17 protein-coding genes and 1 pseudogene are annotated in these 22,796 nt (G+C 68.2%); 11 read left to right on the top strand and 7 right to left on the bottom strand.

The genetic code is table 11. The features are described from left to right. Positions 1 to 134: 134 nt before the first annotated feature. Both AC3B6A_RS09670 and AC3B6A_RS09665 read left to right on the top strand, forming a co-directional pair. The gene (locus AC3B6A_RS09670; RefSeq protein WP_488402322.1) at positions 135 to 305 is read left to right on the top strand and encodes a DUF2897 family protein; all 171 of its coding nucleotides are present in this window, start codon (positions 135 to 137) and stop codon (positions 303 to 305) included. A 100-nt stretch (positions 306 to 405) separates the two neighbouring features. Further along, positions 406 to 1,170, top strand: coding sequence for a CPBP family intramembrane glutamic endopeptidase (locus AC3B6A_RS09665; RefSeq protein ID WP_488402320.1), 765 nt, complete (start codon positions 406 to 408; stop codon positions 1,168 to 1,170). 614 nt (positions 1,171 to 1,784) lie between these two features. Here the strand turns inward: AC3B6A_RS09665 and AC3B6A_RS09660 are convergent. Then, positions 1,785 to 2,405 carry a TetR/AcrR family transcriptional regulator gene (locus AC3B6A_RS09660; RefSeq protein WP_488402318.1) on the bottom strand — a complete coding sequence of 207 codons (621 nt, stop codon included), beginning with the start codon at positions 2,403 to 2,405 and terminating at the stop codon, positions 1,785 to 1,787. Positions 2,406 to 2,614: 209 nt separating this feature from the next. Between AC3B6A_RS09660 and AC3B6A_RS09655 the strand changes: the two genes are divergently transcribed. The 9 genes and pseudogenes from AC3B6A_RS09655 (at position 2,615) to AC3B6A_RS09615 (ending at position 16,373) form a co-directional block, all read left to right on the top strand. Further along, positions 2,615 to 4,411, top strand: coding sequence for an acyclic terpene utilization AtuA family protein (locus AC3B6A_RS09655; protein ID WP_488402317.1), 1,797 nt, complete (start codon positions 2,615 to 2,617; stop codon positions 4,409 to 4,411). A 123-nt stretch (positions 4,412 to 4,534) separates the two neighbouring features. After that, the gene (locus AC3B6A_RS09650) at positions 4,535 to 5,410 is read left to right on the top strand and encodes an SDR family oxidoreductase (protein ID WP_488402316.1); all 876 of its coding nucleotides are present in this window, start codon (positions 4,535 to 4,537) and stop codon (positions 5,408 to 5,410) included. 3 nt (positions 5,411 to 5,413) lie between these two features. After that, the gene (gene atuC, locus AC3B6A_RS09645; RefSeq protein ID WP_488402314.1) at positions 5,414 to 7,030 is read left to right on the top strand and encodes a geranyl-CoA carboxylase subunit beta; all 1,617 of its coding nucleotides are present in this window, start codon (positions 5,414 to 5,416) and stop codon (positions 7,028 to 7,030) included. Positions 7,031 to 7,069: 39 nt separating this feature from the next. Beyond that, a complete protein-coding gene (gene atuD / locus AC3B6A_RS09640; protein ID WP_488402312.1) occupies positions 7,070 to 8,230 on the top strand; it encodes a citronellyl-CoA dehydrogenase in 1,161 nt (386 codons plus the stop codon). Positions 8,231 to 8,357: 127 nt separating this feature from the next. Beyond that, positions 8,358 to 9,155 (top strand): isohexenylglutaconyl-CoA hydratase, encoded by a 798-nt coding sequence (atuE, locus tag AC3B6A_RS09635; protein ID WP_488402310.1) that lies wholly within the window; start codon positions 8,358 to 8,360, stop codon positions 9,153 to 9,155. Between the two features lie 559 nt (positions 9,156 to 9,714). Beyond that, a complete protein-coding gene (gene atuF / locus AC3B6A_RS09630) occupies positions 9,715 to 11,706 on the top strand; it encodes a geranyl-CoA carboxylase subunit apha (RefSeq protein ID WP_488402308.1) in 1,992 nt (663 codons plus the stop codon). A 149-nt stretch (positions 11,707 to 11,855) separates the two neighbouring features. Then, positions 11,856 to 12,677: an SDR family oxidoreductase gene (locus AC3B6A_RS09625; protein ID WP_488402306.1), complete on the top strand. Its 822-nt coding sequence runs from the start codon at positions 11,856 to 11,858 to the stop codon at positions 12,675 to 12,677. Between the two features lie 313 nt (positions 12,678 to 12,990). Then, on the top strand, positions 12,991 to 14,817 hold the full coding sequence (locus AC3B6A_RS09620; protein WP_488402305.1) for a long-chain-acyl-CoA synthetase: 1,827 nt from the start codon (positions 12,991 to 12,993) through the stop codon (positions 14,815 to 14,817). 423 nt (positions 14,818 to 15,240) lie between these two features. Continuing rightward, a pseudogene (locus AC3B6A_RS09615) lies at positions 15,241 to 16,373 on the top strand (IS3 family transposase). Between the two features lie 147 nt (positions 16,374 to 16,520). Here AC3B6A_RS09615 and AC3B6A_RS09610 read toward each other — a convergent pair. The 6 genes from AC3B6A_RS09610 to AC3B6A_RS09585 form a co-directional block, all read right to left on the bottom strand. Beyond that, a complete protein-coding gene (locus AC3B6A_RS09610) occupies positions 16,521 to 17,114 on the bottom strand; it encodes a hypothetical protein (protein WP_488402304.1) in 594 nt (197 codons plus the stop codon). Between the two features lie 144 nt (positions 17,115 to 17,258). Further along, positions 17,259 to 17,897, bottom strand: a complete 639-nt coding sequence (locus AC3B6A_RS09605; RefSeq protein WP_488402302.1) for a hypothetical protein — start codon at positions 17,895 to 17,897, stop codon at positions 17,259 to 17,261. Further along, a complete protein-coding gene (locus tag AC3B6A_RS09600) occupies positions 17,894 to 18,478 on the bottom strand; it encodes an RNA polymerase sigma factor (protein ID WP_488402300.1) in 585 nt (194 codons plus the stop codon). Before AC3B6A_RS09600 ends, AC3B6A_RS09605 begins: the two co-directional genes overlap by 4 nt. A 1-nt stretch (position 18,479) precedes the next feature. Beyond that, complete coding sequence (locus AC3B6A_RS09595; protein ID WP_488402299.1) at positions 18,480 to 20,216, bottom strand: vWA domain-containing protein; 1,737 nt, start codon at positions 20,214 to 20,216, stop codon at positions 18,480 to 18,482. A 288-nt stretch (positions 20,217 to 20,504) separates the two neighbouring features. Then, positions 20,505 to 21,944, bottom strand: coding sequence for an aminotransferase-like domain-containing protein (locus AC3B6A_RS09590; protein ID WP_488402297.1), 1,440 nt, complete (start codon positions 21,942 to 21,944; stop codon positions 20,505 to 20,507). Between the two features lie 116 nt (positions 21,945 to 22,060). After that, the gene (locus AC3B6A_RS09585) at positions 22,061 to 22,696 is read right to left on the bottom strand and encodes a LuxR C-terminal-related transcriptional regulator (RefSeq protein ID WP_488402295.1); all 636 of its coding nucleotides are present in this window, start codon (positions 22,694 to 22,696) and stop codon (positions 22,061 to 22,063) included. Positions 22,697 to 22,796: the final 100 nt, after the last annotated feature.

The raw sequence follows: 22,796 nt of genomic DNA, 5'->3' as shown, positions 1-22,796 counted from the left end.
GGCATCGCCATTCCACAACCGGCGTTGCGCCTTTCCGCGGGCGGCCTGAAGCACGACAGCGATGTGCGAGAACTGCCGCGCGCCCGACAACCGGCGTATCGTTAAGGGCAACTGCCACTGTCGGAGACGGGACCATGCCCTGGTATGCCTGGTTGATCATTGCCCTCGCCCTGGGCTCGATCGTCGGGGCGCTGATGATGCTGCGCGAGACGGCGAAGAAGCTCCCGCTCAGCGAGGAACAGCTGCGCCGCATCCATGAACGCAATGCCGAAATGGACGCCAAGGACGCCGAAGACAAGCGCTGAAGCACTGCAAGTGACTGAATGACCGGCTAAAAACCGATGTCAGAGATGGCAGGCCGTAGTGGAAATTGCCTAGACTGCGCCTCCCTGGATGGAGGAAAGAATGCTCAGGAAACTCCTGCCGCTGCTGCCAGTTCTGCTGTTGCTCTGCGGATTCGCGCTGGGCTACATCCAGCCGGCGGGGTTGCTGATCGGCGCCGTCTACGTCGCCTGGACCCTCTACGCCGAGCGTTACCTGCCGCGTCTGCTGTGGTGGCTGGCGTGCGTGGCGGCCAGCATCGCCCTCGCCGCGCACCTGCTGCCCGGCAACCTCTCGTGGACGCTCTGGCCGGTGCGCCAGCTCAGTCCCGACGCGCCCGTCTACGCCCTGCGCCTGTCCTGGGACAAGGCCCTGGTCGGCGTCACCCTGCTCGCCTGGTGGCTGCGCCGCCCCCCGCAGCCGGACGGGAAGCGCTCGCCGGACTTCGCCGCCATCGCCATCGTCACCACCCTCTTCGCCGTACCGCTGCTGGCCGTGGCCGGCGGGCTGGTGGTGTGGAACCCGAAATGGCCGCCGGGCTTCTGGCTGTGGATGCTGGTCAATGTCTGCGTGATCTCGCTGACCGAGGAAGCCTTCTTCCGCGGCCTGCTGCAGAGCGAACTGGTACGGCGCCTCGGCGCGTTCTTCGGGGTGGCCGCGTCGAGCCTGCTGTTCGGCCTGGTGCACTGGCCGATCAATCCGCTGTTCGCGGTGGTCGCGGGCATCGCCGGGCTGGGCTACGGCCTGGCCTTCCACTTCAGCGGCCGCCTGCTGGTGGCGGTGCTGCTGCACGCGGCGGTGAACAGCCTGCACCTGCTGCTGTTCAGCTATCCGTTGCGGATTATCTGATCCCGCCGCGTCATCCTGCTTTTCGCAGGATGGCGTAGAGCGAAGCGAAACCCATCACACCCACACGCCGACGGCATGGGTATCGCTTCGCTCCACCCATCCTACCCAACTCGCGAACCAACCCCCGCAGCAGGGTTGTAGACAATCGCGGATAAATCCGCGCCTACGAAAGTCGATCCCACCGTAGGAGCGGACTTCGTCCGCGATCCGCCGGCAAGGCCGGCGTCAAGCGGGTTCGCGAGCAAGCTCGCTCCTACAAAGAGCCAAAAGCAAAAGCGGCTTCCAGAGGAATATCCGCGCGCACCGGAGCGCCCCTTCAGGAGGCCGAGTGGAATCGGAGTTTCAGGGGTCGAGCGGCATGGATGCCGCGAGAGCGTTGTCGGGCCAGGGATGGCCCGTCAACGCGGGCCCCTGAAACTTCGATGGAGCGAGGGGAGTCCCGCGAAGCGGGACCCGGATGATGGGGCACAGACCTTTGCCTCCTTTGGGGCGCTTGCCAAAGGAGGTCGCCCGAGGGGGCGAAACAAGAAGCCCCAGCACACACCGAAGCGGCGCAGAAACACCCAAACAAAAACCAAGAGCATCGCGGAGAAGCTCCGCTCCTACGAAGAGCGTTACTCGCGCATGACCAGCAGCAGCGCCTGCTCCGCCAGCTCGTCGAGGGTCATGCTGCCCTCGGGGCGGAACCAGGTGATGGACCAGGACAGCGCACCGGTAAGGAAGCGCCGCAGGATGAACGGGTCGCCCCGGGTGTAGCCCGCCGCGCGCGCCTCTTCCAGCACTTCCAGCCACATCTGTTCGTAGATGTCGCGCAGGCTGAGGATGTAGGCCTGGCCCTCTTCCGACAGCGAGCGCCATTCGTAGACCAGCACCGCCATCGCCTCGCCGGTGCCGCCGGTGATCGACTGCAGCTCGCAGCGGATCAGCGCCAGCAGCCGCTCGCGCAGGGTGGTGGCGTCGGCCAGGGCGGCGCGCATCAGGGCGGTGTTGTAGAGGATGGTTTCCTCCATCACCGAGCGCAGGATTTCGTCCTTGCTCTTGAAGTGATGGAAGATGCTGCCGGACTGGATGCCCACCGCGCCGGCCAGGTCGCGCACCGTGGTGCGTTCGTAGCCCTTGGCGCGGAACAGGTGCGCGGCGGTCTGCAGCAGCTTGCCGCGGGCGCTCTCCGGGTCGGTGATCTGCCCGCTCCCGACCAGCTCCAGCATCACTTCGCGGGCTTTGCGGTCATCCACGCTGCTCTCCCCTCATCTGGCTCGTCTGTTCACGGCGATTCATCGAAACGCCGCGCAAGTGCTTGTGTTGTCTGACGAAATGTAAGCCCGCGAAGCCTACCAAGCAAGCGCTTGGCCATCCAATGGTTGGGGTGCTCGTCGAATCGGCTCTTTTCAACCAAGCGCTTGCTTGGTAATGTCGTTCCACCACCCACGTCACGGGCAGAACAATGACCAGAACCGTACGTATCGGCTGCGCCTCCGCCTTCTGGGGCGACACCTCCACCGCCGCCGCCCAGCTGGTGCGCGGCGCGGAGCTGGACTACCTGGTGTTCGACTACCTGGCCGAGATCACCCTGTCGATCATGGCCGGCGCGCGCCTGAAGAACCCCGAGGCAGGCTACGCCACCGACTTCGTCGAAGTGATGACACCGCTGCTGGGCGATATCGCGGCCAGGCGGGTGCGCGTGATCAGCAACGCCGGCGGGGTCAACCCGCAGGCCTGCGCCAGCGCCCTGGCCGCCGCCTGCGAGAAGGCCGGGGTGGCGCTGAAGATCGCCATCGTCCACGGCGACAACCTGCAGCCGCGCCTGGGCGAACTGGCCAGGGCCGGCATCCGCGAGATGTTCAGCGACGCCCCGCTCCCCGCGATGTGCGTGTCGGTCAACGCCTACCTCGGCGCGCCGGGCATCGTCGAGGCGCTGAAGGCCGGCGCCGACATCGTCATCACCGGCCGCGTGGTGGACAGCGCGGTGGTCAGCGCCGCCCTGGTCCATGAATTCGGCTGGGCCTGGAACGACTACGACAAGCTGGCCCAGGCCGCGCTGGCCGGGCACATCATCGAATGCGGCGCGCAGTGCACCGGCGGCAACTTCACCGACTGGGAAAGCGTGCCGGACTACGAGCACATCGGCTTCCCCATCGTCGAGGTGCAGGCCGGCGGCGAGTTCGTGGTGACCAAGCCGCAGGGCACCGGCGGGCTGGTCTCGCCGCTATCGGTGGGCGAGCAGATGCTCTACGAGATCGGCGACCCGCGCGCCTATCTGCTGCCCGACGTGGTCTGCAATTTCACCCAGGTGAAGCTCGCCCAGGTGGGCGACAACCGCGTGTCCGTCAGCGGCGCGCGCGGCCTGCCGCCGACCGGGCAGTACAAGGTCAGCGCCACCTACCCGGACGGCTTCCGCTGCACCGCCAGCTGCCTGATCGCCGGCATCGACGCGGTGAAGAAGGCCGAGCGGGTCAGCCAGGCGATCCTCTTCAAGACCGAGGAAATCCTCATGGAACGCGGCTGGGGCCCGTACCGCGAGGTCAGCGTCGAGCTGCTCGGCAGCGAGGCCACCTACGGCCCGCACGGGCGCCGCGCGGACAGCCGCGAGATCGTGGTGAAGCTCGCCGTGCGCCACAGCCGCAAGGAGGCGCTGGTGCTGTTCTCCCGCGAGATCGCCCAGGCCGCCACCGGCATGGCGCCGGGGCTGACCGGCATCGTCGGCGGCCGCCCGACCGTGTACCCGGTGATCCGCCTGTTCTCCTTCCTGATCGACAAGGACGCCTGCGAACTGGCCGTGGAGATCGACGGCCAGCGCCAGCCGGTCGCCCTGCCGACGGTCGATCGCTTCGACCCGACGGTGCTCGGCGACGACGTCCCGGTGGCCACGGCGAAAGGCCCGGCCCAGGCCAGCGTGCCGCTGGTGAAGCTGGCGGTGGCGCGCTCCGGCGACAAGGGCAACCACAGCAACATCGGCGTCATGGCGCGCAGGCCCGAGTACCTGCCGTGGATCGCCGAGGCGCTGAGCGAAGGCGCGGTGGCCGAGTGGATGGACCACGTGCTCGACCCGCAGGTCGGCCGCGTCAGCCGCTGGCACCTGCCGGGCAGCCACAGCCTGAACTTCCTGCTGGAGAACGCCCTGGGCGGCGGCGGCGTCGCCAGCCTGCGCATCGACCCGCAGGGCAAGGCCTTCGCCCAGCAGTTGCTGGAATTCCCGGTGGCGGTGCCGCAGCACATCGCCGATGAATTGAGCTCTTCGTAGGACCGAGGGGGGCGCCCAGCCCTTGCTCGCGAACCCCGGCCCCGCGGCGGAGCCTGTTCGCGAGCAAGCTCGCTCCTACGAAAAGAACGCACGACGAACGATTGAGCAGGACGAAAACAACAAATGGCATACGACTCGATCTTCAGACCCGGCCTGTTCGCCGGCCAGACCATCCTCGTCACCGGCGGCGGCAGCGGCATCGGCCGCTGCACCGCCCATGAGCTGGCGGCCCTCGGCGCCCACGTGGTGCTGGTCGGGCGCAAGGCCGAGAAGCTGGAGAAGACCGCCGGCGAGATCGTCGAGGACGGCGGCAGCGCCAGCTGGCACAGCTGCGACATCCGCGACGAGGAGGCGGTGAAGGCACTGGTGGCGCAGGTCATCGCCGAGCGCGGGCCGATCCATCACCTGGTCAACAACGCCGGCGGCCAGTACCCGGCGCCGCTGGCCTCGATCAACCTCAAGGGCTTCGAGGCGGTGGTGCGCACCAACCTGGTGGGCGGTTTCCTGATGGCCCGCGAAGTGTTCAACCAGAGCCTGAGCAAGACCGGCGGCAGCATCGTCAACATGCTCGCCGACATGTGGGGCGGCATGCCCGGCATGGGCCATTCCGGCGCCGCCCGCGCGGGCATGGAGAACTTCACCAAGACCGCCGCCATCGAATGGGGCCACGCCGGGGTGCGGGTCAACGCGGTGGCGCCGGGCTGGATCGCCTCCAGCGGCATGGACACCTACGAAGGCGCGTTCAAGGCGGTGATCCCGACCCTGCGCGAGCACGTGCCGCTCAAGCGCATCGGCACCGAGTCGGAAGTGGCCGCCGCCATCGTCTTCCTGCTCTCCCCCGGCGCCGCCTTCATCAGCGGCAACACAGTGCGCATCGACGGCGCCGCCAGCCAGGGCAGCCGCGCCTTCCCGCTGGCCAAGGCCAAGCCGGGGCAGAGTCGTTCGTACAACGGCTTCCACCGCGCCTACCTGCCCGATGTGCTGAAGGATCAGGAGTAAGCGATGCCCGTAATCGTCTCGGAAATCGACGCGCAGGGCGAAGACTTCGCCCGCAACCGCGAGGCCATGCTGGCCGCCGTGGCGAGCTTCCGCGAGGTCGAACAGAAGGTGCTGGACAAGGCCGCCGAGGCCAAGCACAAGTTCGACAAGCGCGGCCAGCTGCTGCCGCGCGAGCGCCTGAACCTGCTGCTCGACGCCGGCGCGCCGTTCCTCGAAATCGCCTCGCTGGCCGGCTACAAGCTGCACGACGACAAGGACGGCACCCAGGCCGGCGGCGGCATCATCTCCGGCATCGGCTACATCGCCGGGGTGCGCTGCCTGGTCACCGCCAGCAACAGCGCGATCAAGGGCGGCACCATTTCCCCCACCGGGCTGAAGAAGACCCTGCGCCTGCAGCAGATCGCCTTCGAGAACAAGCTGCCGGTGGTGGCGCTGACCGAGAGCGGCGGCGCCAACCTGAACTACGCGGCGGAAATCTTCGTCGAGGGCGCGCGCGGCTTCGCCAACCAGGCGCGCATGTCGGCGGCGGGCATTCCGCAGGTCACCGTGGTGCACGGCTCGTCCACCGCCGGCGGCGCCTACCAGCCCGGGCTGTCGGACTACGTGGTGGTGGTGCGCGGCAAGGCCAAGATGTTCCTCGCCGGCCCGCCGCTGCTCAAGGCCGCCACCGGCGAGATCGCCACGGATGAGGACCTGGGCGGCGCCGAGCTGCACGCCCAGGTCGCCGGCACCGCCGAGTACCTGGCGGAGAACGACGCCGACGGCGTGCGCCTGGCCCGCGAAATCCTCGCCGCGCTGCCGTGGAACGCCCAGCTGCCGGCGCGCCCGGCGAAAACCTGGGACGCGCCGCTGTACCCGGCCGAGGAACTGCTCGGCGTGGTCCCGGCGGATGCGAAGAAGCCCTACGACGTGCGCGAGATCGTCGCGCGCATCGCCGACGGCTCGCGCTTCCTCGACTTCAAGCAGGCGTTCGACAGCCAGACCGTCTGCGGCCACCTGCACATCGAAGGCCACGCCTGCGGCCTGATCGGCAACAACGGCCCGATCACCCCGCAGGGCGCGGCCAAGGCGGCGCAGTTCATCCAGCTCTGCGAGCAGAGCAACACGCCGATCCTGTTCCTGCACAACACCACCGGCTTCATGGTCGGCACCGAGTCCGAGCGCCTGGGCGTGATCAAGCACGGCTCGAAGATGATCCAGGCGGTGGCCAACGCCACGGTGCCCAAGCTCACCCTGGTCGTCGGCGGCTCCTACGGCGCCGGCAACTACGCCATGTGCGGCCGCGGGCTGGACCCACGCTTCATCTTCGCCTGGCCCAACAGCCGCACCGCGGTGATGGGCGGCTCCCAGGCCGGCAAGGTGCTGCGCATCGTCACCGAGGAGAAGCACGCCAAGGAGGGCAAGGAGCCCGACCCGAAGATGCTCGACATGCTCGAACAGATGACCGCGCAGAAGCTCGACGCCCAGTCCACCGCGCTCTACGGCACGGCGAACCTGTGGGACGACGGGCTGATCGACCCGCGCGACACCCGCGCGCTGCTCGGCTACCTGCTGGACATCTGCGCGGAGGCGGCCGTGCGGCCGCTGAAGAACAACAGTTTCGGCGTGGCGCGCTTCTGACGCGCCCACACGACATCCAGGCTCAGGAGGACAACAACGATGATCTTCACCCAGGAACACGAAGAACTCCGCCGCACCGTGCGCAACTTCGTCGAAAAGGAGATAAACCCCTACGTCGACGAGTGGGAAAAGGCCGGGCGTTTCCCGATCCATGAAGTGTTCAGAAAGGCCGGCGCGCTGGGCCTGCTGGGCATCTCCAAGCCGGAGAAATTCGGCGGCATGGGCCTGGACTACAGCTACTCGGTGGTCGCCGCCGAGGAGTTCGGCACCATCCATTGCGGCGGCGTGCCGATGGCCCTGGGCGTGCAGACCGACATGTGCACCCCGGCCCTGGCGCGCTTCGGCTCCGACGCGCTGCGCGAGGAATTCCTGCGCCCGGCGATCAGCGGCGAGATGGTCGGCTGCATCGGCGTCTCCGAAGTGGGCGCCGGCTCCGACGTGGCCGGGCTGAAGACCACCGCGCGCAAGGATGGCGACGACTACGTCATCAACGGCAGCAAGATGTGGATCACCAACTCGCCGTCCGCCGACTTCATCTGCCTGCTGGCCAACACCTCCGACGACAAGCCCCATGTCAACAAGTCGCTGATCATGGTGCCGATGAAGACCAAGGGCATCAGCGTCAGTCCGCACCTGGACAAGCTCGGCATGCGCAGCTCGGAGACCGCCCAGGTGTTCTTCGACGACGTCCGCGTGCCGCAGCGCAACCGCATCGGCGCCGAGGGTTCGGGCTTCATGATGCAGATGCTGCAGTTCCAGGAGGAGCGCCTGTTCGGCGCCGCCAGCGGGATCAAGGGCCTGGAGTACTGCGTCAACGCCACCATCGACTACTGCAAGGAGCGCAGGACCTTCGGCCAGGCGCTGATCGACAACCAGGTCATCCACTTCCGCATGGCCGAGCTGATGACCGAGATCGAGTGCCTGCGCGCCCTCACCTACCAGGCCACCGAGCTCTACGTCGGCGGCAAGGACGTCACCCGCCTCGCCTCCATGGCCAAGCTCAAGGTCGGCCGCCTGGCCCGCGAGGTCACCGACGCCTGCCTGCAGTACTGGGGCGGCCAGGGCTTCATGTGGGAAAACCCGATCGCTCGCGCCTACCGCGACACCCGGCTGGTCTCCATCGGCGGCGGCGCGGACGAGATCATGCTCGGCATCATCTGCAAGCTGATGGGCACCCTGCCGGGCAAGAAGAAGGGCTGATGCCGCTTTTGTAGGAGCGAGCTTGCTCGCGAACCGCATGACACCTCGGTGCCAAGTGAAACTCCGTTCGCGAGCAAGCTCGCTCCTACAGAACACCGGCCGACACCGAATCGACGAGGAACCCGGCATGAACCAATTGCCGAACTGCGAAACCCTGCTGCTGGAACGTGACGGCGGCGTGCTGCACGTCACCCTCAACCGCCCGGACAGCCGCAACGCCATGAGCCTGGCGATGGTCGGCGAACTGCGCGCGGTGCTCGCCGCCGTGCGCGACGACCGCGGCGTGCGCGCCATCGTCCTGCGCGGCGCCGGCGGGCACTTCTGCGCCGGCGGCGACATCAAGGACATGGCCAGCGCCCGCGCCGCCGGTGCCGATGCCTACGCCGCGCTGAACCGCGCCTTCGGCGGCCTGCTGGAGCAAGCCCAGGCGCAGCCGCAGGTGCTGGTCGCCGTGCTGGAAGGCGCGGTGCTCGGCGGCGGCTTCGGCCTCGCCTGCGTCTCGGACATCGCCCTGGCGGCGGCGGATGCGCAGTTCGGCCTGCCGGAAACCAGCCTCGGCATCCTGCCGGCGCAGATCGCGCCCTTCGTGGTCAAGCGCATCGGCCTGACCCAGGCCCGCCGCCTGGCCCTCACCGCCGCCCGCTTCGACGGCCGCGAGGCATTGCGCCTGGGCCTCGTGCATGCCTGCGCGGACAGCGCCGAGCGCCTCGGCCAGCAACTGGCGGAAAGCCTGGAGCAGGTCCGCCGCTGCGCCCCCGGCGCCAACGCCGCGACCAAGGCGCTGCTGCTGGCCAGCGAAAGCGAAGCCCTCGGCCCGCTGCTGGACAACGCCGCCCGTCAGTTCGCCGCCGCGGTGACCGGCGCGGAAGGCGCCGAAGGCACCCTGGCCTTCGTGCAGAAACGCAAGCCCGGATGGGCGGAATGACCCGTAGGGTGGATGTCGCTTTTCACATCCACCGCCGGTGGATCGATGGAGCGCGATCCACCCTACGCAAGAACAACCCATGTCCCGGATGCCATCTGGGACATACAGCCCCGTAGGGTGGATGTCGCTTTTTCACATCCATCGCCGGTGGATCGATGGAGCGCGATCCACCCTACGCCAGAACAACCCATGTCCCGGATGCCATCCGGGACATACAGCCCCGTAGGGTGGATGTCGCTTTTTCACATCCATCGCCGGTGGATCGATGGAGCGCGATCCACCCTACGCCAGAACAACCCATGTCCCGGATGCCATCCGGGACATACAGCCCCGTAGGGTGGATGTCGCTTTTCACATCCACCGCCGGTGGATCGATGGAGCGCGATCCACCCTACGCCAGAACAGCCCGTGTCCAGGAGGCAATCCGGGACATACAGCCCCGTAGGGTGGATGTCGCTTTTCACATCCACCGGCGGTGGATCGATGGAGCGCGATCCACCCTACGCCAGAACAGCCCGTGTCCCGGATGCCATCCGGGACATACAGCAGGAGCCCAGAGATGCCCGCCTTCGACAAGATCCTCATCGCCAACCGCGGCGAGATCGCCTGCCGGGTGATCCGCACCGCCCACGACCTGGGCTACCGCACCGTGGCCGTGTACAGCGAGGCCGACGCCAACGCGCGCCATGTGCAGCTGGCCGACGAGGCGGTGTGCATCGGCCCGGCGCCGGTCGGCCAGTCCTACCTGAAACCCGGGGCGATCCTCGACGCGGCGAAGCGCACCGGCGCCGGGGCCATCCACCCCGGCTACGGCTTCCTCTCGGAAAACGCCGACTTCGCCCGCGCCTGCGAGGCCGCCGGCATCGTCTTCATCGGCCCCGGGGTGGAAGCCATCCACCTGATGGGCAGCAAGCGCCTGTCGAAGATCGCCATGCTCGAAGCCGGCGTGCCCTGCATCCCCGGCTACGAAGGCGCCGAGCAGGACGACGCCACCCTCGCCCGCGAGGCCGCGCGCATCGGCTACCCGCTGATGATCAAGGCCAGCGCCGGCGGCGGCGGGCGCGGCATGCGCCTGGTGACGCGCGGCGAAGACCTCGCCGAACAGCTGCGCACCGCCCGCTCGGAAGCGCAGAACGCCTTCGGCAGCGGCGAGCTGATCCTGGAGAAGGCCGTGGTGCAGCCGCGCCACGTGGAAATCCAGGTGTTCGGCGACCGCCACGGCCACATCGTCTACCTCGGCGAGCGCGACTGCTCGGTGCAGCGCCGCCACCAGAAGGTCATCGAGGAAGCGCCCTGCCCGGTGCTCAGTGAGGAGCTGCGCGCGGCCATGGGCGCGGCGGCGGTGAAGGCCGCCGCGTCGGTGAACTATGTCGGCGCCGGCACCGTGGAGTTCCTGCTGGACGCCAGCGGTGCCTTCTACTTCCTGGAAATGAACACCCGCCTGCAGGTGGAGCACCCGGTCACCGAGCTGGTCACCGGGCAGGACCTGGTGGCCTGGCAGATCCGCGTCGCCGAAGGCCATCCGCTGCCACTGACGCAGGAGCAGATCGAGCTTCGGGGCCACGCCATCGAAGTGCGCCTGTACGCCGAGGACGCCGGCGACGGCTTCCTCCCGCAGACCGGCCAGGTGCTGCGCTGGACGCCGCCGCAGCTGGACGGCATCCGCATCGACCACGGCCTGCGCGAAGGCCAGCCGGTGACGCCGTTCTACGACCCGATGCTGGCCAAGGTCATCGCCTACGGCGCCACCCGCGACGAAGCCCGGCGCAAGCTGGTGCGCGCCGTGGAGGATTGCGTGCTGCTGGGCGTGACCGGCAACCAGCGCTTCCTCGCCAACCTGCTGAAACACCCGGAATTCGCCGCCGGCAAGGCCACCACGGCGTTCATCGGCGAGCAGTTCGCCGGCGATCCGAGCCTGGCCCCGCGCCGGCCGCAGGCGCTGGAACTGGCCTGCGCCGCCGCCCTGCTCTACCAGGCATCGGCCAGCGCGCGCGCGCACCAGCCCGGCCTTTCCGGCTGGCGCAGCGCCGGCAGCGCGCCGTGGCGTTTCGTGCTCAGGCATGGCGAGGAGAAATTCGTCGTCGAGCTGGAAGTCCGCGAACACGGCAGCCAGCCGGTGCTGCTGGCGCGCGTCGGTGAAACGGAGATCGGCCTGCGTCTGCTCGGCTTCGAGCATGGCGACGCCATCCTCGAAGCCGACGGCATCCGCCGCCGCCTGCCCTTCCACCGCGACGGCGCGCGCTTGTGGCTGTACGGCGCGGACGGCAACCTGGAACTGCTGGACGTCACCCACGAGCCAGCCGGCACCGCCGCGGGCGCGGGCTCCGGCACGGTGAAGGCGCCGATGGACGGCGCCATCGTCGAGGTGCTGGTGAGCGAAGGCGCGCGGGTCAGCAAGGGCCAGCTGCTGCTGGTGCTGGAGGCGATGAAGATGGAGCACCCGCTCAAGGCCGGCGTCGACGGCGTGATCCGCCGCGTGCAGGTGAGCAAGGGCGAGCAGGTGAAGTCGCGGCAGTTGCTGGTGGAGGTCGAGGCGCTGGAGCCCGCCTGAAGCGCTTTTCGCTTTTTGCTTTTCGTAGGAGCGAGCTTGCTCGCGAACCTGCCCCCCCGCAGCAGAGGTTGTTCGCGAGCAAGCTCGCTCCTACAGCTGACGTCAGCCCCATCGCTTAAGACTCATAACAAAAACACGGAGCCCCAACCATGTCCCTCAAAGGCAAAACCCTGTTCATCACCGGCGCCAGCCGTGGCATCGGCCGCGAGATCGCCCTGCGCGCCGCGCGCGACGGCGCCAACATCGTCATCGCGGCGAAGAGCGCCGAACCCCATCCGAAACTGGAAGGCACCATCTTCAGCGTCGCCAGGGAAGTCGAGGCGGCCGGCGGCAAGGCCCTCGCCCTGCAGCTGGACGTGCGCGACGAGAACGCCGTGCGCGAGGCCATGGCCCGCGCCGCCGAGCATTTCGGCGGCATCGACGCGCTGGTCAACAACGCCGGCGCCATCAAGCTGGTGGGCGTCGAGCGCCTGGAACCCAAGCGCTTCGACCTGATGTACCAGATCAACACCCGCGCGGTGATGGTCTGCAGCCAGGCCGCACTGCCCTACCTCAAGCAGAGCCAGGGCCACATCCTCAGCCTGTCGCCGCCGCTGAACATCGCCAACAAGTGGTTCGCCCAGCACGGCCCCTACACCGTCACCAAGTACGGCATGAGCATGCTCACCCTGGGCATGCACGAGGAGTTCAAGCGCTACGGCATCAGCATCAACGCGCTGTGGCCGCAGACCATGATCGCCACCGCCGCCATCGAGTTCGAGCTGGGCAGCCGCGAGGCCTTCAAGCGTGCGCGCACCCCGGCGATCATGGCCGACGCGGCCCACGCGATCCTCTCCAGCAGCGGCCGCAGCATCAGCGGGCGCCTGCTGATCGACGAGGAAATCCTGCGCGAACAGGGCCAGACCGACTTCGAGCAATACCGCTACGACCCCAGCGGCGGCAGCCTGGTGCCGGACCTGTTCCTCGACTGACGCCCGGCGCCGCGCGTCCACCCCGTAGGATGGGTGGAGCTTGCGATACCCATCGATCGCGGCATGGGTATCGCTCCACCCATCCTACGGAGCGCCCGAGCGTGAGCGGCCTCCCGTATTCGGCAATCGACCCGCGCCCTGGCTGGCCGTCCGGCCAGCCCCTCCTAGACTGCGATGAACGCCCCGCCGCGCGTTTGCCGATCTGCCCTGCGCAGCGCGCGCCAGGGCCATAGCCGGTCGCCAGGGCGCGGCCTAGAGTCGCGCAGCAACCGCTGCACGCCACGGACAACAAAGACAACAAGGGCACGCGTCAATGAGCCACGCCGATCTGATCACCCCGACCCGCTTCCTGGCCCATCTGCCGGCCACCCTCGGCCGCGTGCCGCGCATGCTGCGCGGGCTGTACTACACCGGCATCCGCAACCGCGAGAAGAACCTCTCCCTGGGCTGGGCGCTGGAGCGCGCGGCGCGCCTGTATCCGGACAGCCCGGCGCTGATCGACGAGCGCCGGCGCCTCTCCTACGCCCTCTTCAACGGCTGGGCCAACCGCCTGGCGCGGGCCTTCCAGGCCGAGGGCGTGGGCCATGCCGGCGTGGTGGCGGTGATGCTGGAGAACCGCGCCGAACTGATGGTGGTGCTCGCCGCGCTGGCCAAGCTCGGCGCCATCGGCGCGCTGGTCAACACCACCCAGCGCGGCCAGGTGCTCAGCCACAGCCTGAACCTGGTCAAGCCCAGCCACTTCGTGATCGGCGAGGAACTGCGCGAAGCCTTCGAGGACATCCGCCCGGTGCTGGAAAACAGCGGCGGGCGCTGCTACTGGGTGGCCGACGGCGACACCCTCAGCGAGCCCAGCCAGCCGCCCGTGGGCTGGCACAACCTGATGCGCATGGCCCAGGAGCAGAACTCGGCCAACCTGGCGGAAACCGCCCAGGTGCGCCTCAAGGACGCCTGCTTCTACATCTACACCTCCGGCACCACCGGCCTGCCCAAGGCCTCGATCATGAGCCACGGCAAGTGGATCAAGGCCTACGGCGGCTTCGGCCATTCCGGGCTCGGCCTGACCAGCAGCGACGTGCTCTACCTGACCCTGCCGTGCTACCACAACAACGCCGTCACCGTGTGCTGGAGCGCCGCGCTGGCCGGCGGCGCGGCCATCGCCCTGCGCCGCCGCTTCTCCGCCAGCGCCTTCTGGAAGGACGTGCAGGCCTACCAGGCGACCTGCTTCGGCTACATCGGCGAACTCTGCCGCTACCTGCTCAACCAGCCCGAATGCGCCGAGGAACGCGGCAACAGCCTGACCTGCATGATCGGCAACGGCCTGCGCCCGTCGATCTGGAACACGTTCAAGGCGCGCTTCGGCATCGAGCGGATCACCGAGTTCTACGCCTCCAGCGAAGGCAACATCGGCTTCACCAATGTGTTCAACTTCGACAATACGGTAGGCTTCTCGCCAGCAACCTACGCGATCGTGCGCTACGACCTGGAGAACGACCAGCCGGTGCGCGGCGCCAGGGGTTTCATGGAGAAGGTCGACAAGGGCGAGGCGGGCCTGTTGATCAGCGAGATCAGCGACAAGTGGCCGTTCGACGGCTACACCGACCCGTCCAAGAGCGAGGCGGCGATCTTCCGCGACGTGTTCAAGCCGGGTGACGCCTGGTTCAACACCGGCGACCTGATGCGCGACATCGGCTTCAAGCACACCCAGTTCGTCGACCGCCTGGGCGACACCTTCCGCTGGAAGGGCGAGAACGTCTCGACCACCGAGGTGGAGAATGCCCTGGGCGCCTTCCCGGTGGTCGAGGACGCGGTGGTCTACGGCGTGGAGATTCCCGGCACCAACGGCCGCTGCGGCATGGCCGCGCTGCGCCTGCGCGATGGCGCCAGCCTGGACGGCACGCAACTGGCCGAGCACCTGGACCGCGAACTGCCGGCCTACGCCGTGCCGCTGTTCCTGCGCCTGCTGGCCCAGGTGGAGACCACCGGGACCTTCAAGTACAAGAAGACCGACCTCAAGCGCAGCGCCTACGACCCGCAGCAGGTGAGCGAAGCCCTGTTCGTGCGCCTGCCCGGCGAGACGAGCTACCGGGCGCTGGATGGCGGGCTGTTCGAAGCGATCCGGCGTGGGGAGCACCGGTTCTGAGACCTGAACCGTAGGATGGCGTGGAGCGAAGCGATACCCATCGATCTCTGCGCGGACCGGCATGGGTATCGCAAGCTCCACCCATCCTACGGGCTGGATGCGCTTTCGCGGACAAGGTCCGCTCCTACAGAAGCGCGTCGGCAGCGCGCGGTTCGCGAGCGAATCCGGCGCGCCCTCGCTCTCGCGGCACCGTAGGATGGCGTGGAGCGAAGCGATACCCATCGCTCCCTGCGCGGACCGGCATGGGTATCGCAAGCTCCACCCATCCTACGGGCTGGAGCGCTTTCGCGGACAAGGTCCGCTCCTACAGAAGAGCGCCAGCGCGCGGAGTGGCTTTTCGTAGGAGCGGACCTGTAGTGGTCCGGAAATTCTGGACACCGAGATAGGAGCGAGTTAACTAACGCGACTATTGAGGTGATTTACATGGGTCATAGAAAACTATCGGACGCGCTCAAGCGCGAAGCAGTGCAACTGGTGGTAGCGCAGGGCTACTCGGTGCCGCAGGCAGCACAGGCCATGGGGGTGGGACCGACGGCGTTGCGGCGTTGGGTCTCGCAATGGCGGGCTGAGCAACCGGGTTCGGTCATCGATGATGCCCAGCGCATCCGTGCACTGGAGAGCCAGTTGGCGCAGGTGCAGCGCGCACTGGCAGAGGCGCAGGAAGAGCGTGACACGCTAAAAAAATCCACGGCCTTCTTCGTTCGGGAAATGCTGCGAGCTGGCAAATGATCGACCGAGTGAAGGGGGCCATGAGCGTCACGCGCTGCTGTCGCCTGCTTGGACTGGCGCGCAGCAGTTACTACGCGGCGCGTCATAAGCGCCCGAAACCACCCAGCCCGCTACTCTCGGCCGTCACGGACCTGCATGAAAGCAGCCGGCACACCTATGGCTCACGCCGGATGTCGGCGGCCTTGCGTCAGCAGGGGCATGCGGTGGGTCGGCAACGGGCTCGCCGCCTAATGCGTCAGGCTGGCCTGGCGGTGGCTCGACGGCGCAATCAGCACTATCGGCGGCACACCAAGCCGGCAGCGGCGGCCCCCAACCACCTCAATCGCCAATTCCAGCCGGCAGCCCCGAATCAGGTCTGGGCCGGCGACATCACCTATCTGCGTACGGCGCGTGGCTGGCTGTACCTGGCTATCGTGGTCGATCTGTATGCCCGGCGAATCGTGGGCTGGGCATTCTCGTCCGTGGCTGATACGGATTTGGTGATCCAGGCCCTGGAGCTCGCCGTGTCGATGCGACACCCGGACAACGGCCTGATGTTCCACTCCGATCAGGGGTGCCAGTACAGCAGCGAGCGCTTTGTGGACATGCTGCGACGTTTGCAGATCGTGCAGAGCATGAGTCGGCGCGGCAATTGCTGGGACAATGCAGTGGTGGAGCGAGTCTTTGCCAGCTTGAAGCGTGAGTGGATAGGCGAGCGGCGCTATCGAGACCAGCACGAAGCCAAAGCCGATGTGACACGATTCGTCGCCACCTACTACAACCATCAGCGTCTTCATTCGACAACGAAGCAGTTGCCGCCAGCCGTGTTCGAGGCGCGGGCGGCTTGATGCTCCTATAGCGGTGTCTAGAAAAACCGGACCACTACAACCTTGTCCGCGATCAGCCTCGAAGCTCGCACCTAAGTCCCGGCAGGATGCGGTTCGCGAGCAAGGGCTAGGCGCCCCCTCGGTCCTACAGGGGGAATGGCGCGGCGATCAGTTGCGGAACTGGAACTGCAGCTCCGCGCCGCGGATGTCGGAGTGCCAGCTGTCGTCGTTGGTCTCGCGCTCGTTGCGTTCGCGCTGGATCAGCCGGCCACCGACCGCGAACGGGCTCTGGTCGGCTTTCTCCTTCTCGCTGAACAGCGGCGGCAACAGTGGCTTGTCTTCCGGCTCCGGCACCGGCTTGTCCGGCTGCAGTTGGTGCACCAGGTCCCTGGGCAGGCGCAGGTCCAGCTGCACCGGCGGCAGCGGCCGCTTGACGGCGGGATCGACCGCCGACTTCTTCACCGTCCGCGCCTTGGGTTCGGTCCTGGCCTGGTGCCTGGGTTCGGCCCTGGCGTGCGCCTTGGCCTCGGGCCGGGGCGCCGCTTCGACGGCCGGCGCCTTGGCGGAGGCCACGGGTTCAGCCGCGGCCGGCGCGGCTTCCGACTCGCGCGGCGGCACGGCGGCGGGCTTCGGCGCGGGCGCGGGTTCGCCGGCGCTCTGCGCAGGCGGCGGCGGGGTTGGCGCCTTGTCCTCGTGCCCGTCGCCACAGGCAGCGAGCAGCAGGGTCAGACACGCGGCAAGGAGGATTCGGCTGGACGTCATGATCGGGCAAGGGGAAAAAATCGCGCAATGCTGGCGCGAGTCGAACGCCATGGCAAGAGGCCAGTTATCACCAGCCTTTACCGTTCCCCACCGAGTCTGTCAGAGGCCGCCTCGCGGCGGCCTGTCATTGGTCAAGGCCATTGCTCAAGGCGTGAGCGGCAGGGCACGCAGCGCGGCATCGATATCCAGCTTCGGGAACTGCCGCTGCAGGGCCTGGCGCAGCACGCGGGCGTCGTCCTCGCGGCCCTGCTCCTGCAGCACGCGCAGGCGCAGCAGGCTGGCCCGGGGCTCCTGTTCCGGCGCCATGGCATCGGCCAGCGGCGCCGCCGGCGCGGCCTGCTCCGCCAGCGCGCCGGATGCCTTCGCCTCGAACTGCGGGCTGGCGACGGACTCGGCCTTGCGCCGGGCCTGCGCCGGCTTGGCGGCGGGCGACGGCGCGGGGGCCATCGCAGGCGCCACGGCGGTCGCCGGGGCCGGCGCCTCGCGCAGCATCGCCGGGGCGGCGGGGGCATCGAAGCGCTCGGGCGCCTGCTCGAAGGTGCGCAAGGTCAGGCTCAGGCCGATGCCCAGGGTCGCCAGGCCGGCCACGGCGACGCCCCAGCGCTGGCGGCTGCCGCTGCCCAGCAGCCAGTGGCGCAGGCGCTCGGCCAGGCTCGGTTTGCGCGCCTGCACGGCGGCGCGGGCAGCGGCCAGGATGCGCGCGTCCAGCTGCGCCGACGGCTGCTCGTCGCTGTGCCGGCGGTAGTGCTCAAGCAGTTCCTGCTCGCGCGGATCGCGGTTCATGGGCTCACCTCCTCGGTCGCCGCCGGGTCGGACAGCAACCGGCGCAGTTTCTGCAACGCGTAGCGCAGCCGGCTTTTCACCGTCTCGGCCGGGGTGCGCGTCAGCTCGGCAATCTCGTTCAGCTCCAGGTCGCCGTGGGCGCGCAGCAGGAACACCTCGCGCTGCTCCTCCGGCAGTGCGTCCAGGGCGCCGCGCAGGCGCTGCTGGTCGCGACTCAGGAGCAGCTCGCGCTCGGGGTCCGCGCCGGGCAACGCATCGCCGTGCAGTTCTTCGTCGAAGCTCTCCTGGCGCCCCTGGTGCCGGCCCAGCTTGCGCCAGTGGTCGATCAGCCGGTTGCGGCCGATCTGGTACAGCCAGGTCTTGAAGCTGGCCGCGCCCGGCTGGCTGTCGCTGCGGACCAGGCTCAGCCAGGTCTCCTGGAATACTTCCTCGGCCTGTGCGCTGTCGCCGCACAGGCCGCAGAGGAAGCGGTACAGGCCGAGGCGATGGCGCGCGTAGAGCGCGGCGAAGGCCTCGGCGTCGCCTTGTCGGTAACGCCGCAGCAGTGCGGCGTCGCTGTCATCCCTGAGGGGCATGTTCACATCACTCGATCCGTGCCTGTGCGGGTAGCGGGGTCTGCAGGCTCTGCGCCAGCTCGGCGAGCTGGACGAACTCGCCGCGCAGGCCGAAGCGGTCCTCGCCCCGCGCGGCGCGAGCCAGCTGCACAGTATCGCCGATGTCGAAGGCGCCGGTGTAACGACCGCCCTCCAGCTGCTGGGCGAAGGCGGCCACCGCGGCGGCGAAGCGCAGGTCGTCGCTGGCCTGGGCGATGGTCGCGCGTTGCTCGGCGGCGCGGATCGGCCGCTCGATCAAGCGGCTGGCGCCGCCCTGCGGGCCCTTGTAGCGCAGCCGCAGCAGGGCCAGTTCGTCGCCCCTGGCGTCGGTCTTCGCCGCGCCGCCCTGGTAGCGCAGCGGCTCCAGCCAGCCCTTGGCGCCGGCCGGGACGATCTCGTAGAGCGCGGTGACCGTGTGCCCGGCACCGATCTCGCCGGCGTCGACCTTGTCGTTGCTGAAGTCCTCGCGCTTGAGCGCACGGTTCTCGTAGCCAAGCAGGCGGTACTCGCTGACCTGGGCGGGGTTGAATTCCAGCTGGATCTTCACGTCCTTGGCCACCACCGCCAGGGTCGAGCCAAGCTGGTCGACCAGCACCTTGCGCGCCTCGCGCAGGTTGTCGATGTAGGCGTAGTTGCCGTCGCCGGCGTCGGCCAGCTGCTCCATGAGCTGCTCGTTGTAGTTGTCCACGCCGTAGCCGAGGGTGGTCAGCGAGACACCGCTGCGGCGCTTCTCGGCGGCCATCTGCTTGAGGGTCTCGAAGTCGCTGATGCCGACGTTGAAGTCGCCGTCGGTGGCCAGCAGGATGCGGTTGATGCCCTGCTCCAGGTAGCCCTTCTGCGCCATCCGGTAGGCCAGTTCGATGCCCGAGGCGCCGGCCGTGGAGCCGCCGGCCTGGAGCTGCTCGATGGCGTTGCGGATGGCCGCCTTGTCGCGCCCGGACGTCGGTTCCAGCACCACGCGGGATTCGCCGGCGTAGACCACCAGGGACACCTTGTCCTGGTCGCGCAGCTGGTCAACCAGCAGCTTCAGGGTGCTCTTCACCAGCGGCAGGCCCTCGCGGCGGTCCATGGAGCCGGAGACGTCCACCAGGAACACCAGGTTGGCCGGCGGCAGCTCGGCGACGCTGCGGTCCGAGGCCTTGATGCCGACCCGCAGCAGGCGGGTGTTCGGGTTCCACGGCGTAGGCGCCAGCTCGGTGGTGATGCCGAACGGCGAGGCGGCGTCACCCGGCAGCGCGTAGTCGTAGGGGAAGTAGTTGACCATCTCCTCCAGCCGCACCGCGCCCTTGGGCGGCAGCCGGCCTTCGTTGAGGATGCGGCGGACGTTGGCGTAGCTGCCGGTGTCGACGTCGATGCTGAAGGTCGATACCGGGTCCCGGGCGACGGCGTGTACCGGGTTGTCCGGCAGGTTCTGGTATTGCTCGCGGGGTACGTCGACGTAGCCGGGCTGCTGCATGTCCGCCAGCGGCGCGGGTGCGATGCCCGCGACGGGAGCCTGGGCGACGTAGCCGACAGAGCGCTGCAGCTTGGCGCTCTCCTCCAGACGAGGCGCGGGCGGAGGGCTGGCTGGCTTGGCGAGCGGCTCGACCTGGATGGCATCGGTGTTCGCGGCGGCCTTCTGCTTCGGCTCACCCTCGCGGGAAATACCGCAGCCGGCGACGGCGATCAGCAGACCGATGGCGAAACCCTGGGCGGCAGGGCGAAGGAAGCGAACGGGAAGCGACATGGCAGCGGCCTCGTGGAGGAATTCGACTCTTCAGACGAGGCCATGCGGGGAAACGGGTTAAAGCGGTGCTAGGCCGGAGCTTTTCGTAGGAGCGGACTCCGTCCGCGATCAACTCCGCAGCGGAGCCTATCGCGGACGGAGTCCGCTCCTACGGGTGTTCGGCCTTGCAGGCGGAACGCAGGCAGGCTCTTGTAGGAGCGGATCTTATCCGCGAATCACGCCGGAACATCCGGCCTTCGCGGACAAGGTCCGATCCTACGAGAGCAGTTCCACAACAGAGGGCAGCGGTCAGGCCGCGATCAGCCCCTCCTGGCACAGCTGGCAGGCCAGCATGCCGAGGGTCATGATCGCCCGCTCGGCCTCGCGGTCCCACGGGATGCCGCAGGTCAGGCGCAGGCAGTTGTTGAACTGCTCGGTGTTACTGAAGATCAGCCCCGGCGCGATGCTGATGCCCTGCTCCAGCGCACGCACGTGCAGTTCCTTGGTGTTCACCTTGGCCGGCAGGCTGACCCAGAGGATGAAGCCGCCCTTGGGCCGGGTCATCTGCGTGCCGTCGGGGAAGTACTGCTGCACCGCCAGCTGGTAGGCGGTCATGTTCTTGCGGTACTCCTGGCGGATGTAGCGCAGGTGCCGGTCGTAGCCGCCGTTCTCCAGGTAGGCCGCCACGCCCATCTGGGTGACGGTGCACGCCGAATGCGTGGTGAAGGTCTGCAGGCGGCGGATTTCCTCCTGGTAACGCTCGGTGATGATCCAGCCGATGCGCACGCCGGGGGAAATGGTCTTGGAGAAGCTCGAGCAGTACACCACCCGGCCGTCGCGGTCGTGGGCCTTGAGCGCCTTGGTCTGGCCCTGGTCGAACATCAGCTCGCCGTAGATGTCGTCCTCGATCACCCCGATGTTGTGCTCGGCGGTGAGCTTGAGCAGTTGCTTCTGGCGCTCCTCGGGGATGGTGCCGCCCAGCGGGTTGCTCAGGCGCGGGGTCAGCACCAGCGCCTTGATCGGCCACTGGTTGGCGGCCAGTTGCAGGGCTTCCAGGCTGATGCCGGTGAGCGGGTCGCTGGGAATCTCGATGACCTTCAGGCCGAGGATGTCGGCCAGTTGCAGCAGGCCGTAGTAGCTCGGCGACTCGGTGGCGATCAGGTCGCCCGGGCGGGTCATCACCCGCAGGGCCATGTGGATGGCGTCCACGCAGCCGTGGGTGATGGTTACCTGGGCCGGGTCGACCACCACGCCGGCGTCGCGCATGCGGATCGCCACCTGGCGGCGCAGCGGCTCGTAGCCGGGGCTGAACATGTAACTGAAGGCGCGCGGGCTGGAAAAGCGGGTGACCTTGGCCAGTTGCTGGTGCAGCGCGCGGACCGGGAGGTAGTCCACGTGCGGCACCGCGGCGCCCAGCGGGAACACGCCCTCGCGGCGCGCCTCGGCGAGCACCTGGTTGATGATGCTGCTGCGGGTGACCAGGCCGGGCCGCTCGACCCGGGCGATCTCCGGGGTCGAGGCGGTCAGCGCCGGCGTGCGGTGCACGTAGAAGCCGGACTGCGGGCGCGCGCGGATCAGCCCCTGGTCTTCGAGGGTGGCATAGGCCTGCAGCACCGTGGCATGGCTGACGTTGAGCTGGATGCTCAGCTTGCGCACGGACGGCACGCGCTCGCCCGGCTGGTAGACACCCCGGCGGATGTCTTCGGCCAGTTGCTGGGCGATGCGCTGGTACAGAAGCAGATTGGACATGACGGCCATCCCTCGGTCATTGGACCGAAACAGTAGCTAAAAAGCCGAAACTGTTCCAGAACAGTGACAGGGATTGTGCGCGTTACAGTTGCCACTGACCAGTGGTGGCCACCGAATCAGAGCTCGCCGAGCCAGTCCAGCACGCCGAAGGCGACCAGTTGCGCATCGCTGGTCACGCCGAGCTTCTGCATGGCGTTGCGCTTGTGGGTGCTGATGGTCGAGACGCTGCGGTTGGTGCGCTCGGCGATCTCGCCGACGGTGGCGCCGTGGGCCAGGCGGCGGATGATGTCCATCTCGGTGGGGCTCAGCGGCCGCCCGGTGTGGCGCGGCTGGCGCAGGGTCGGGTCGATGAAGGTGTCGCCACCGCGCACGCGCTGCACGGCGTCGGCGAGCACGCTCAGCGGGCTGCGCTTGCAGACGTAGCCCAGCGCGCCGCACTTCACCACCGACGTCGCCATGAGCGGGGCGCCGAGCAGCGAGTAGACCAGGATCTGCACCCCGGGATAGTGGCGGCGCAGCCATTCGATCAGGTGCACGCCGTCGCGCCCGCGCTCGCCCGGCAGGGCCATTTCCATGATCAGCAGGTCGGTATCGGTCCATTCGCCCAGCGCCGTCAGCAGGCTCTCCGTGTCGCTGACATAGGCATTCACCCGGGCGTCGCAGTGGTCGGCCAGATAATGTTCCAGCCCCCAGCCGATCATCGGCTGGGCGTCGGCCACGATCACGTTCAGGTTTTTCTTCTCGGACAGCATCTACTTCTCTCGGTGGTGGCTCCCCAGCATGGGGATTAGTTGCAGGAGTCCATTTTCGCCAACGCCACCCTCGAACAATTTCGAGATCCCCATGAAAAAG

This window comes from Pseudomonas sp. B12(2026), assembly GCF_057767015.1.
Note: the sequence above shows the minus strand (reverse complement) of the source record. Positions and strands in the feature narration are given on the sequence as shown.